General features: G+C 69.5%; 10 protein-coding genes. 5 read left to right on the top strand and 5 right to left on the bottom strand.

Translation table 11 applies throughout. The features are described 5' to 3' along the window. Positions 1-72 precede the first annotated feature (72 nt). A complete protein-coding gene (locus WMF29_RS48115; RefSeq protein WP_437326739.1) occupies positions 73-1,446 on the top strand; it encodes an AAA family ATPase in 1,374 nt (457 codons plus the stop codon). A 3-nt stretch (positions 1,447-1,449) separates the two neighbouring features. Further along, on the top strand, positions 1,450-2,136 hold the full coding sequence (locus tag WMF29_RS48110) for a hypothetical protein (RefSeq protein WP_437326738.1): 687 nt from the start codon (positions 1,450-1,452) through the stop codon (positions 2,134-2,136). A 111-nt stretch (positions 2,137-2,247) separates the two neighbouring features. On the opposite strand, the gene fdhD is transcribed toward WMF29_RS48110, so the two are convergent. Continuing rightward, positions 2,248-3,120 (bottom strand): formate dehydrogenase accessory sulfurtransferase FdhD, encoded by an 873-nt coding sequence (fdhD, locus tag WMF29_RS48105; RefSeq protein WP_437326737.1) that lies wholly within the window; start codon positions 3,118-3,120, stop codon positions 2,248-2,250. A gap of 157 nt (positions 3,121-3,277) precedes the next feature. On the opposite strand from fdhD, the gene WMF29_RS48100 reads away from it, so the two are divergent. Further along, complete coding sequence (locus WMF29_RS48100) at positions 3,278-3,481, top strand: DUF433 domain-containing protein (RefSeq protein ID WP_437326736.1); 204 nt, start codon at positions 3,278-3,280, stop codon at positions 3,479-3,481. 51 nt (positions 3,482-3,532) lie between these two features. On the opposite strand, the gene WMF29_RS48095 is transcribed toward WMF29_RS48100, so the two are convergent. Both WMF29_RS48095 and WMF29_RS48090 read right to left on the bottom strand, forming a co-directional pair. Continuing rightward, the gene (locus WMF29_RS48095; protein WP_437326735.1) at positions 3,533-4,519 is read right to left on the bottom strand and encodes a hypothetical protein; all 987 of its coding nucleotides are present in this window, start codon (positions 4,517-4,519) and stop codon (positions 3,533-3,535) included. After that, on the bottom strand, positions 4,516-5,850 hold the full coding sequence (locus tag WMF29_RS48090; RefSeq protein ID WP_437326734.1) for an aminotransferase class III-fold pyridoxal phosphate-dependent enzyme: 1,335 nt from the start codon (positions 5,848-5,850) through the stop codon (positions 4,516-4,518). Before WMF29_RS48090 ends, WMF29_RS48095 begins: the two co-directional genes overlap by 4 nt. A 168-nt stretch (positions 5,851-6,018) precedes the next feature. On the opposite strand from WMF29_RS48090, the gene WMF29_RS48085 reads away from it, so the two are divergent. Continuing rightward, a complete protein-coding gene (locus tag WMF29_RS48085) occupies positions 6,019-7,461 on the top strand; it encodes an aldehyde dehydrogenase family protein (protein ID WP_437326733.1) in 1,443 nt (480 codons plus the stop codon). Positions 7,462-7,529: 68 nt separating this feature from the next. On the opposite strand, the gene WMF29_RS48080 is transcribed toward WMF29_RS48085, so the two are convergent. Then, positions 7,530-8,312, bottom strand: coding sequence for a DUF4142 domain-containing protein (locus tag WMF29_RS48080; RefSeq protein ID WP_437326732.1), 783 nt, complete (start codon positions 8,310-8,312; stop codon positions 7,530-7,532). Between the two features lie 163 nt (positions 8,313-8,475). Continuing rightward, positions 8,476-9,966 (bottom strand): ferritin-like domain-containing protein, encoded by a 1,491-nt coding sequence (locus tag WMF29_RS48075; protein ID WP_437326731.1) that lies wholly within the window; start codon positions 9,964-9,966, stop codon positions 8,476-8,478. Positions 9,967-10,369: 403 nt separating this feature from the next. Here WMF29_RS48075 and WMF29_RS48070 point away from each other — a divergent pair, with 403 nt between their 5' ends. Then, the gene (locus WMF29_RS48070; RefSeq protein WP_437326730.1) at positions 10,370-13,204 is read left to right on the top strand and encodes a hypothetical protein; all 2,835 of its coding nucleotides are present in this window, start codon (positions 10,370-10,372) and stop codon (positions 13,202-13,204) included. The last annotated feature ends 2 nt before the right edge of the window (positions 13,205-13,206 follow it).

Below are 13,206 nucleotides of genomic sequence, written 5' to 3'. Positions count from 1 at the left end.
TGGCTCGACGTCCTGCCAGCGTGCGGGACGGCCACGGTTGATGCCGAACGGCAGCGCTGACATACACGGGCCATGAAGCCGCGATGGAAGCTCTCCGTGGAGGCGTTCGGGAAGATCGAGCGGGCCGAGGTGGAGGTGCGACCGCTGACCCTGTTCGCCGGGCCGAACAACAGCGGCAAGAGCTACCTGGTATCGCTGCTCTGGGGGCTTGTGGCGCTCCCTGGCGAGCTGATGTCGCAGGCCTGCCCCGAGTTGGAGGCAGCGAACGCCTGGATCGCGCAGCGTATCGACGAGGGGAAGGCGCCGTTCGAGCACGAGCTGACGATCGAGGAGCTCGGCTTGTTCGACAGGTTGTTCGATGCGCTGCTCACCGCCAATCGATCCCGACTGTCGCGGAGTCTCTTCAACAACGACGCTGTCACCCTCGGCGCCGTGTCGTTCCGGCGCACCTGCGCCGAGCGGCGCTTGCGGCTCCGCTGGCGAAGGGAGCCGGACGGCCAATCCGTGGTAGAGGCGTTTTGGTCTGATGAACGAGGCGTCTATGTCACGATCCCTTCGTCATCGATCGACTATCTCCGGATGACGGTGAGGGAGATCGTGATGCGCGCCGCTGTGTTCGAGCGCCTGTCGGCCGTCATGCCCGGCCTCGAGCTCTTCGATAAGTCTGCCCCTTTGTATCTTCCTGCATCCCGCACGGGCTTCATGCATCTTTATAAGGCCGCGGCTCGCCGGAGCATGCACGAGACCTTCCGTAGAACAGCGGAGAAGCGCGATTTTTCTCTGGATCTCACCACCCCGGCCTTCCATTTCATCGACATGCTGGCGTTCGGGCTCAAGCGCGAGCAGTCCCAGCGCTATGCAGAGGAAGCCGCGTTCCTGGAGCAGTCCTTGACGGGCAATGTCGAGCTCGTCGCGGACGCCGGGGCCGTCAACGAGTACCGCTATCACCCGGCGGGGACGACGGCGCCGCTGCCGATGCAGCTCTCGTCCGCGCTCGTCACAGAGCTCGCCCCTCTAATCCTCGTCCTTCGTCACCTGTCGTCCTTCCCCGCGCTAGTCCTGGAGGAACCCGAAGCCCACCTCCACCCCCAGCTCCAGCGCCGCATCGCTCAGGTCATAGGGCGACTGGTACATAAAGGGCTCTTCGTCTGGGTCACGACCCACAGCGAGAACTTCTGCCAGGAGATCAACAACCTCATCAAGCTGGGCAGCCTCCCGCCCGACAAGCGTGCCGAGGCCCAGCAGAAGCTCGGATACGACCCGCAGGATTACCTCGATCTCGATGACGTCTCTGGATGCGAGCTCAGGCTCGATCCGACCGGCAAGCGCTCCACCGCAGTGGCGATGAAGCGCACCGAGGCCGGCCTGGTAATGCCCACGTTCAACCAGGCGATCGTCAAGCTCAGCCAGGATGTCGCGTACCTCGACGGTCTCCTGAACGAGTAGATCATGGCACGGCACGCAGGCAGCCTTGAAGAGCGTCTCGCCGCGATCATCGCGCCGGTGCTGGGAGACGGGGGACCTTTCTATGAGGTGCTCCGTCCTCCCTCCCAGGCGACGGTCAAGGAAACCAAGAAGGACGGCTACGCCGAGGTGGCGTGTATCATCCCGGAAGGACACCTCTGCATCCAGTGGAGATTCGAGGAGACCGGTCGCTTCCTGTTCCTGCTAGGGGATAAGAACGCCGACGGGGCGTTCCTCGTCATCGGGCCCGATGGCCGGATCGAGGCGCACATCATCGAGTGCAAGCGGAAGGTCACCCAGGGGAAATGGGAAGACATCCTCCAGCAGATGCGGTGGACGCTGTACAAGCTGCTCGCGCTCGCTGGCGTCCTGGGACTCTCAATCGACGAGGTCCATCTCGGCACAGCCTACCGGTTTGACGAACTCTCTGAGGAGAGCTCGCCCAACCCCACCCTCGGCAAGCCCACGCTCGGGGGGACCTCACCGCAAACGCCCGGCGCGGATGAGCTCAGCGCGTCCCGCTTGCGGCAGCTCGCGTGGGAGAACGACGAGGTCCATCTTCCAGGCTTCGACGGGGCTTTCCACCATATCAAGGTCCAGCTCGACGAGACCAGCGGGCACGGCGTGTATCCGACGCCTGCGCCTTGGTCCCGATTCCCTCGCGAGCTCTGAGAGGATTCCGTCGAGACTCGCGCTGTGCCGCCCGCGCTGACGGGCGCCGCTCGCGCTTGCGCTTTCTTCCGCAGAATCACGCCACAGGGATTCGCCCGAGCTCCAGCGCCGTCACGACGCGGTCTCCGCCGGGACCGCGATGCGCTCCCGGCCCGCGTACACATTGAATCGCCCGTCGCGCGCGAAGCCGACGAGCGTCATCCCGTGCGCCGCCGCGAGCTCGGCGGCCAGGCTCGATGGCGCGCCCACCGCGACCATCACCGGGATCGAGGCCCGGAGCGCCTTCTGCACGAGCTCGAATCCGGCGCGCCCGCTGACCATGAGCACCGCGCCTGGGTCGGGCAGCCGCCCCGCGAGCAGCGCGGCGCCGATCAGCTTGTCGACGGCGTTGTGGCGCCCGACGTCCTCGCGGAGGTCGGCGAGCGCGCCGCTCGCGTCGAAGAGGGCCGCCGCGTGCAGCCCCCCGGTCCGCCCGAACACCGGCTGCGCGCCGCGGAGCCGCGCGGCGAGCCCGTGCACGACGTGCGGCGCGATCCGCGGGACGCTCCGCGCGAGCGGCGCGGGCGGCGCGCACGACGCGACGTCAATCGACGCCTTGCCACAGACGCCGCAGCTCGCGTTCGCGACCGCGAGCGCGCGCTCGCTGCGCCCGAGATCGACGGTCACATCCTCGGACAGCGTGACGCGCACGAGATCGCCCGAAGGGCCGGAGCGCTCGTCGATGTCGACCACGTCGGCAGCGCGGGAGATGATCCCCTCGGCGAACAGGAGCCCGATCGCGAGCTCGCGATCGTTGCCAGGCGTGCGCATCGTGATGCCGAGGCGTCGCGGGGCGCGGGCTCCCGACGCCAGGGGGAGCGCCCCGCGGGGGCGCGCGACGACGACGATCTCGAGCGGCGCTTCGACGGCGAGCAGATCTTCGGCGTCCGAGGCAATCTCGCCCGTGATCGTGCGTATCGAGACGTGGGCTGTGCTGGACGGCATGGCGGGGTGGTTCCGGACTCCGTCATCCTAGCCTGCTGCGCCCAGCAGACCAGGTCGCTCGGGAGGATGTGTTCGATGGTCTGCCAGCGCGGGCCGATGAGGCGGCGATCGTGCTGCTATCCTCCAGCCGACGGGACGATGACAGGAGGAGAGCCGGATGGAAGATTGGATCGTCGCGCGCCCGGGCCTGCTCGGGGGTAAGCCCTGCATCAAGGGCACCCGCATCAGCGTCGAACTCATCCTCGATCTGCTGGCGAGCGGCGCGACACGTGAGCAAATCCAGGAAGCTTACCCGCAGCTTCCTGCTGAAGGGCTCTCGGCGGCGCTGCGGTACGACGAGAGCAGCTTTCAGATACCTTGATGCAGCCAGAGGTTCCTGGCGTCGAGCGCCGTTGTTGCCCCAGCCGCCCCTTCAATCTCGCCACGCCGCGCAGAGCCGCTCGAGCTCCCGCTCGGGTACGTCGAGCGGCGCCTTGCCGCGCCACGCCGGCGGGAACAGCGGCATCACCGCGCTCCGGAGCACCGGCGCGAACCCCGCGACCTCCGCCGGCCCCCGCGGGATCCGGATCAGCGGCACGCGCTCGCCCGGGAACGCCGCCAGGCGCGCGAGCGCGTTCTCGCGGATCGGCGCGAGCTCGCTCTGGCTCACCTCGCGCGCGTGGACAGCCTGGTAATGGCGCAGAAACGACTCGGCCCGGGCGCGCGGGATCTCGTCGCGCTCTTCCTCGCCGACCTGGCGCACCACCGCGAGCAGCGGCAGCGGCACCGGCGTGACGCCGAGCGCCGCGATGTCGCGGAAGTCGGGCTGCGCGTACGGGAGCACGTCTGGCGGGACGATCGAGAACCCCGCGCGCCCGTACGCGATGAGCCGCACCACCGTGTCGCGGTCGTCCGGGTCGACGGCCTCCATCTCGGCGGCGAGCATCACGTCTGCGCCGTCGCCGCCGCCCCCCTGGCCCCCTGCGAGCCCTGCGTCGCCGATCGCGCGGCGCGCGAGCGCGACGGGCGCCGCGCGCAGCAGGGCGGCGAGCCCGGTGCGGCGGAAGGCCGGCAGGACGAGCGCGTGCGACAGGAGCGCCACGCAGCGCCGCGCCGCGCGGTCGAGCGTGACGTAGCAATCGCGCACGCCGGCGAGGTGCCCCTCCGCGTCACGCGCGAGCAGCAGGTGGTACGTCGCGGAGATCGGCGCCCCCGCGTCCGTGTGCGCCCCGGTGAGCCACGCCCAGAGCACCTCGCGGCGCTCGAGCTCGCCCTTCGGCCCGAAGACCGCGTCGAGCGCCCGGTAGCCCTCGTCGAACGCCGCGCCGTCCTGCGCCTCGTCCACGGAGAACTGCGCGAGCGCCCGCGCGACCTTCTCCGGCCCCTCCCCCGGGCAGACGTCGCGCGGATCGACGATCATCCGGCCATCTCGCGCAGCACCGCGTCGAAGACGCCGATCGCCTCGTCGACGTCCGAGACCGTCGTGATGAGGTGCGGCCGCAGCCGCACCGAGCGCGTCCCCGTGTAGCTCGCGAACACCCCGCGGCGGAGCGCGCGCGCCAGGAAATCGTCGCGCGCCGCGGTCGTCGGCAGGTCGAACGCGAGCAGGAAGCCGCGGCCGCGCGGCTCGCTCGCGAGCGCGGGGTAGCGCTCGCAGAGCTCCTCGAGCCGCGAGAGGAAATGGCGGCCCGTGGCGCGCACGTTGCCGAGCAGGTCCTCGGACTCGATCGCGCGGAGCGTCGCCAGCGCGATCGCGGACCGCGCGCGGTCGCCGTTGCGCGTCTGGTACATGCGCCCGAACTGCGCGACGTCGTACGCCGACGTCGCGAAGAACCCGCCCATCTGCATCTTCTTCCCGAAGCACATGAGATCGGGCGGGCGCGGCAGATCGAGCTGCTCGTGCGCCCACAGCGTGCCGGTGATCCCCATGCCGGTCTGCACCTCGTCCAGGATGAGCGCCGCCCCCGCCTTCCCGGCGAGCTCCTGCGCGCGCCGGAAGAAGGCCGGGCTCGCGTGCCGGTCGCCCCCCTCGGACTGCACGGGCTCGACGATCACGGCGGCCACCCGGCCGTCGTGCGCGTCGAGGATCCGCTCGAGCGCGGCGAGGGCCTCCGCCTCGGCGCGGTCGTTCTCGTCGGCGAAGCGCGCCAGCGGGAAGCGGCTCGCGGGGAAGGGCGCCGTCGGCCAGGGGAACGCGGGCAGGTCGGCCTTGTGGATCACCTTCGAGTGCGTGGCGGACATCGGCCCGAGGCCCCGGCCGTGGAACGCCCCGGCGAACGACACGACCACCGCGTCGGTGCCCGCGTTGTCGAGGATGCTCTTCTGCAGATCCTCCGGCAGCTCGAGCGGGTTCCTCGGCAGCCCGGCGGCCTCCCGCCGGCGCTCGCCGTGCCGGATGAACGCCGCCTTGATAGCGGACTCGACGCCCTCGCCCCCCGCGTCCACGCAGAAGACGCGCGCCATGCCGCGCGGCGCGAACCGCTGCTCGAGCGCCTCCACGAACTCGAACCAGGCCGGCGTCGTCACGAACGGCGTCGACGTCGGGTTCGCGACGGCGCGGATGAAGCCCTCGCGGTGCGCCGCCTCGACCAGCGCGGGGTGGTTGTAGCCGAGCGCCCCGAGCGCGAAGTTCGCGAACAGGTCCAGGAACACGTTGCCGTCCACGTCGACGAGCGAGCACCCGCGGCTCGCCACGTCGTCCATCACGACAGCGCGGTACCTCGACTGCATGTCGAAGCCGCCGCGCGCCATCCAGGCCCGCGCCTTCGGCCCGGGCAGCTCGGTAACGACTCTTCGCGGAGGGACGGACGGGAGCGTGGGGCGATCGGAGAAATCCATAGGCAGCGCGAGTATCCCGCACACCGGGGCGGGTGTCATCGCCGCTTGCCGCCCCCTGGTGCGCGGGTTTACGACGGGGGCATGGGTGACACGCGCGAGACGGTGAAGAGGCTTTGGATCGACAACGCCGAGAGGGAGGCGCTCTCCGGCGAGACGTTCGAGACCGCGAACCCCGCGACGGGCGGGGCGCTCGCGCGGCTCGCCCGCGGCCGCCGCGAGGACGTGGACGCGGCCGTGGCGTCCGCGCGCGCGGCGTTTCCGCGCTGGGCGGCGATGGATCCCAACGAGCGCGCGCGCATCCTGTGGAAGGCGGGGGAGCTGATCCTCGCGCGCTGCGAGGAGCTGGCGCGGCTCGAGGCGCTCGACACGGGCAAGCCGATCACGGCCGCGCGGACGATCGACGTGCCGCGCACGGCGGACACGTTCTTCTACTTCTCCGGGTGGGCGACGAAGCTCGGCGGCGAGACGATCCCGGTCCGGGGTCCGTTCCTGAACTACACCGTGCGCGAGCCGCTCGGCGTCATCGGCGCGATCATCCCCTGGAACTTCCCGCTCCTGCTCGCGGCGCGGAAGGTGGCGCCCGCGCTCGCGGTGGGCAATGTGGTGGTCGTCAAGCCGCCGGAGGAGGCGAGCCTCACGACGCTGGAGCTGGCGCGCATCCTCGCGGAGGCGGGGGTGCCGCCGGGGGTCGTCAACGTCGTCACGGGGCACGGCGAGGAGGCGGGGGCTGCGCTCGTCGAGCACCCGGGCGTCGCGAAGATCTCGTTCACGGGCGGCACGGAGACGGGCAGGACGATCATGCGCGCGGCGGCGGGCACGCTGAAGAAGCTGTCGCTGGAGCTGGGCGGCAAGAGCCCCAACATCGTCTTCGCGGACGCGGACGTGGAGAGCGCCGCGAAGGCGGCGGTGACGGCCATCTTCTACAACCAGGGCGAGCTCTGCACGGCGGGGAGCCGGCTCCTCGTGGAGCGGGCGGTGCACGACCGCGTGCTGGAGGTGGTCACGAACGGCGCGCGCCGGCTGGTCGCTGGCGATCCGCTCGATCCGTCGACGCAGATGGGCCCCCTCGTCTCGGAGGCGCACTTCACCAAGGTGCTCGGCTACATCGATCGTGGCGCGGCCGAGGGGGCGCGCCGCGAGACCGGCGGGCGCCGCGAGGGCCCGGGGTTCTTCGTCGAGCCGACGGTGTTCTCGGCGGTCGCCCCGTCGATGAGCCTCGCCCGCGAGGAGATCTTCGGCCCCGTGCTGGCGGTCCTCCCCTTCGACGACGTGGAGGAGGCCGCGCGCGTCGCGAACGCGACCGAGTTCGGCCTCGCGGCGGGCATCTGGACGCGCGACGTCGGCAAGGCGCACGCGCTGGCCGCGCGCCTCTCGGCGGGCACGGTCTGGATCAACACCTACAACCGCTTCGACGCGGCGAGCCCGTATGGCGGATACAAGCAGTCCGGCTTCGGGCGGGAGAACGGCCGCGCGGTGCTCGACGAGCTCACACAGCTCAAATCGGTCTGGGTCTCGCTCGGCTGAACGGGACGCATCGGCGTTGACGACGCGCCCCGCTCTCGTCTCACTCTCCCGTCCTCGCCTCCGGCCGACTACTTCGGCGGGGGCGCGGCCTCCTTCGTGCCGGGCTTCGTGCCAGCGCCCGGCGGCTGCGCGCCGCCCTGGGTCCCTGTCGCGCCCGCGCCCGCCGTATCGAGCTTCTGCGAGAGCGCCTCCGCGTCCTTCAGATGCTTCTCGATCGTCGGCCGGAGGTCCTTCTCGACCAGCGCCTTCAGATCGGCGCTCTTCGCGTTCGGCAGCGCCTTCCTGTCGAGGAAGTCGAGCGTGTTCTGGTGATCCTTGATCATGGTGGCCACGAACTGCTGATCGAAATCGGCCCCTTGCAGCGCCTTCAGCTGCTCGATCGCCTGCTCGGTCTCGCCGGTGAGCTGCTTGCTCTTGTCCGAGTCCGCGGCCGTGATACCGAGCTTCTTGGCCAGCTTGGCCTGCTTCGCCTTGGCCTCGGTGTGGTGCTGGGTGATGACCTTGGCATAGGCCTTCACGTCCTTGCTCTTGGCCTTCGTCTGCGCGAGCTGGGCCTCGTCGATCTCCTTCTTGTTCGCGGCGTCGAGGACGGCGAGGATCTGCTCGTCGGTCAGCGGCACCTCGGCGGGCGCGCTCGGCGTCGTGGTCGCCCCCGCCTGCGGCTCGGTGCCGGGCTGGGGAGCCGGCGGCATCGCGGGAGGCGCCGCCTCCGGCGGCGGCGGGGCGGCGGTCGGGGCCGGCTGCGGCGGTGCTTCGTTCGTGCTCGGGCTGCTCGGCGGGGGCGGGTTGGAGCAGCCGGCGCCGACAGCGAGACCGATCGTCAGGACGAGAGCGTTGCGCGATGCGACCATGGGTAAAGACCTCCTCACGTGGATTCGAGTGCCGGCCCCCGTGCAAGATCCGGTGCACGCACGGGTGCACCCTTTTCTCCCGAATCCGCGCGACTGCTCCTCTCCCCCTCTGTGGCAAGTTGCTACAGGAGTGGGCGAATCTGCCTCATCAGTCCGCTTGCGGTCAGGAGGATGCCTGTGGCGGACTCGACGGTTGCGCAGCAACGATGTCGCGCGACAGCCCCGGTAAGGCCGCGCGGCATGGCGCGATGACCTCGGCGATCACCTCGCGGCGCAGCGCCCCGAGCGCGCGCGCCGGGAGCAGGCCGAGCGCCTCGTGCACGGCGGGCCCGGGGGCCGGGTCGGCGGCGTAGCGGGCGGCGGCGCGGGAGAACGCCCGCTCCGCCGCGGAGCGCGCCGGCTCGCCGAAGGTCGCGAGCATCCACGAGAGCGCCTTCCACGAGAGCGCCGCGTGCCGCTCCTCGTCGGCGGCGATGCGCGCGAGCGTGGCCGCGAGCGCCGGATCCCCCGCGCGCTGCGAGAGCTCACGGCCCTCCGCCGCGCCCAGCGCCTCGCCAACGCAGCCCTCCTCGACGAGCGCCTCCACCACCTCGGCGACGCTGGCGCCGAGCGGCGCCGTGGCCGCCTCGAGCAGCGGCCCGGGGCCGATCGCCCGGCCGGCGAGGCGGGAGGCGACGCCGTAGGCGAGGCGCGCGTGCTCCATCTCGTCGAGCGCGGCGCGGTGCGCCTCGCCGACGAGGGCGGACGGCGCGCCGAGCGCGAGGAGCTGGAGGGAGAAGCGGGCGAAGCTCGCGATGGACGCGTGCTCGAGCGCGGCCATCGCGGCGTAGTGCGCCGCGGCGAGCTCACGCACCTCGGGCGAGAGCGACGCGACGTCGAGCTCGGCGGGCGCGCGCCAGTCGTCGCGCGCGGCGCCCTGCGCGGCGCGCGGCTGGCCGTCGACGACGAGCGGGCGGCCGATGGCGCAGGAGATCCCGGCGCACTCCCAGCGCACGCTCTCGGCCTCCGGGTCGGTGACGACGCAGGCGGCGCCGCGGTTCTCCTCGGATCGGCAGTCCGCGTCGCTCCGGCAGGCATCATCCTTCGTGCGGCAGGCGAGCGTGACCTGCTCCCAGCAGCCATTGAAGTACGCCGACAGGCCGCAGGTGCTGCCCGGGCAATCGGCGTCGACCGAGCAGAGGGCCTTTGCGCAGACCGAGTGCTGCTCTCGGAGGGCGCCAGTCCCCTTGCACACGCAGGCCTCGGACGCGCCGCACTCCGCGTCGCTCTCGCAGGAGTACTCGCAGCCGCAATACGGACCTATCTGTCCGAACGAGCTCACGCACTTTCCGCGGGGCCCCTCGTTGCAATCGGCGTCCGTCCTGCACTGGAACGTCCGCTCCGTGCCGCTGCACGCGCGCTGGTCGATGGTCGCGTCGCACCGGACCCGCGTGGCGCGGTGCACGGTGCCGTCCCGCTCCGTCACCCAGCCCACGCCGCGCGGCGGCGGCCGGGGCGCCGACTGGCCCGGCTCTTCCGGGACGCCGGCGTCGCGGGGCGTGGCCTGCGGCTCGCCGAGCGTGACGACCGCGACGTCGGGGCTCTTCGCGTTGGAGCAGCCGGCGGCGCCAGCGGCGAGGAGGAGGGTCATGCGGAGCGATCGGTGACGATCCATGGCCGGAAGGTAGCAGAGGACGAGGCTGCCACCGCGGGCTCGAGCGCCGCCCCGATGTTCCGGCCGCGCGGCATCTCTTCGCCCGAACGTCTGCGCTCGCCTTTTCGCGAGTCCTGCCCTCCTCCGTTTTCTTCACTCCCCCGTGGAGCCTCCTCCTCCGGAGATATCGGATCTGTCCACCTCGGCGGCCCGCCTACGTCGCCCCAGCCGCACGAGAGCCGCAGCGACAGGCGCTCCACGCGCGCCGCGGCCCGCTGCGCCGTCGACTTCACGACGAACCGGCCCTGCAGCGAGGGTGAAGCCGCCTCTTCGGTGATGGAACGCGGTCCGCGACACGCGGCGCGCAATCGCCCACGGACAAATATCGTGACCTGGACCACATATTCGTACTACCATAATGCCCATGCGTACCGGCAGCTCGATCGCTGCGCAGACAGGCATGATCCTTGTCATGCTCATCGGGTTCGGATGCATTCCGGGCATCGGAAACCTGCGGTGGCAGATTCGCGATCAAGTCACCCGGGCGAAGCGCCTGTTCACACTCTGCCAGGGCATCGAGAGCGCGCCGTCGGGCACCGGGCATGCATACAGCTTTTTCGGCGACGATCCCCAGGCCGTCGAACGCATTCGCGCGACGCTCGTCGGCGGCGCAGCCGGCTCGCGCGTCGATCCCTTCACGCAGATTACAGATCATCTCGACAGAATCGCCGAGCTTGGCGTCACGCTGGCACAGCCCCCCACGGTCCCCCGCAAGCAGCGCGCCGCAATGCCCGCGGGAGAAATTGTCACCGCAGCAAAAAATCTTAAACAACTCTTGGCAACCAACTCCAGCAACACGCCCCAGGCCACCTGGAGCGACGCGGCAACCCTGCTCGACGAATTCTTGAACAATGCCTCGAATAGCAACGTTCTCTGCAAGCTCAACGATTGTGCCGAGAAGGCATTCCGCGGGCCGACTCAGACAGGATGCGCGCAATCCGAGGTCAAGGACATCGTCAACCAGGCAACGCAGTCGGCGAAGTTTCCTGCCACCATCGAGAATATGCGTCGAGGCATTGTCACTATCCTAGAGGAAACGCAGCGTCTCGACGCCGTGATCGATGCCACGTCGCGGGATCCGTCGACCGCTGAGCACCTTGCGGAGGTGACGCAGCTCGGCAAGTTTGCGCTGCGCGAGATGCTGGCGCTCGGCGGCATGTTTCGTGACGCGGAGTATGCCCTCCGGCGCCTCGAAGCAATTCGCAACGGTGCGGCCAATGACGCTGCGCATACGGAAGAGTTGGCGCGGCTCTTTCTCGCAGCCGAGGGGGATCTTCTGCTGGACGTGAGCCTGCTCTGGCTCACGAACCTCATCAAGAAAATCGACGCGTCCATCGCGACGCTGGATGAGCGCTCCTACGGCGCCGCGGCAGCGGTCGTCGACCTTGCACTCGAGGCAGAGGCCGTCGACTCCGCCGTCTGCGCGGCAGGCGGGGAGATCGCCGACGTCCTGATCGAGCTCGGTCTCCGACCTGGTTCGCTCGCAAATCGCGTCTGCCGTTCCGCGCTCGGGAAACCCTCTGACTTTCCTAGCTCGCCGCTGCTCGCGCGCATCTACGAGGGCATGATCCGCGCCAGCACATCGCTGCCTTGCGCTGACGAGCTTCACGCGAAGCTGGCAAAGCAGATCGAGGCGCCGCGATCCGAGGAGTGCGCCACCCCGAAGTCAACGCCCACCCAGTCGAAGCAGGCCGAGCCCGCCATCGCGTGGGCTGTGTGGGATGCCCGCATCCAGGCGGCAGATGGCGCGCTCGTCCGCAAGTCGACGCTCCGACCGTTCACGGAGCAGGACATGCCGCGCCTCCTCGATATTCCGCGAGGTCTCACCGCGAGCCTGCTCCTCGTCGAGCAGCGGGAGCACACCCTGCTGAGCCAGCTGCAGGCGCGACCCATGGATCGCTTCCTCACGGTGCAGAGCGCGCTGATGCAGCTCTCGTTCGCGTACAGGCCGGATGTCTACGTGCCGGTGTGCGGCGAGCAGGGCCGCGCCGGAGACCCGGCGGTCGCCCACCGCGTCTTCTCGCAGCCGGCCGAGTGCAGCAGGCCCCCGGCCGACGGCGGGCGCCCTCCGGTCGCACCGGATGGCAACGCGGGGGTTGCCGAGGCGATCCGGCAGGTCGCGTGGGAGATGTGCGGCATCAACCGTAAAATCGACCTGCGCGCGCAGGCGGACGCGCTCTGCGCGGCAGTGCGCGACGACGCGCGGAGCAACGCCAACGGACATCTCGACTGCACGGTCGCGGGATACGATGCGCTCATCTTGCCGCCGGACGATCAGTATCGGTCAGAAGAGTTCCCGGTGCCAAAACCGCTCTACTTGGGAGCCAGCCCAGAAATATCAAATTCTCATCGTATGCGCCTCGAGATGATCGCCGGACGATTGAGAGAGCTCGACGCGCGTGGCCTTCTACCAAAGCGACGGCGCATTCGCGTGAGCGGCGCAGCGTCCGATCGATGGAAGGACGATGCAGGGCCCTGGATCCTCAAGACGATCGCAGCGTCCCTAGGGTATCCAGCACCCTCGACCAACGCCGTAACACTCGCGTGCCGGCCGGCAATTCTCCCGACCCATTCATTGAATGTGCCCGCCAGCGATTTTTCCAATTTTCTTGAATGCAATAGCAAAGACAATGGAACCCAGTGGTGGTGCAAAGAAACTGGCACTGGGATTTGCAGCATTCACATGGCCAAAAGCGGCGAGGACTCCTCGTCCGCCCCTGAAACCAAGATGCACAGCTATAATGCCATGAAAGAAGTATTTCAAAGGGCACTCAAGGCCACCCATCTCCACTTCGAACCCCTTCTGACGAACAAGCCCAACGCGGCAACGCTGCCTCCGAAATGGATGCTCCAAGTAGTGGAAGGCTATAGCAATCAGAGGTTTGGCTCCACGTCGACCCCGACGAACGCGGATGAGCGTAAGATCTGGAGAGGAGAGGCCGCCAATGCGATTCTATCGATTCTGCGGGCTTACGGTGCCGCCGAGATCATGGATGAAGCGGCCCCAGACCTCTGCCAGACATCGGGGACAATCGATTGGAACAAGTCGTGCGTCGTCGAGGCGATCGGCGCGACGCTCTCGCCAGTCGAGGATCTGTCCCGCCGCGCGGTCAGCATCACGATCCAGAATCTCGGCAACGAGACCGAGTGCAAGGGCCTCATCTCTCCAGCCGCCATCCGGGTCGGGTCGGGCCCGTGAGA

Source organism: Sorangium sp. So ce381 (assembly GCF_051473845.1).
GTDB classification, from domain to species: domain Bacteria; phylum Myxococcota_A; class Polyangia; order Polyangiales; family Polyangiaceae; genus Sorangium; species Sorangium atrum.
The sequence above is the reverse complement of the archived record's forward strand: the minus strand, read 5'-3'. Positions and strand labels throughout refer to the sequence as shown.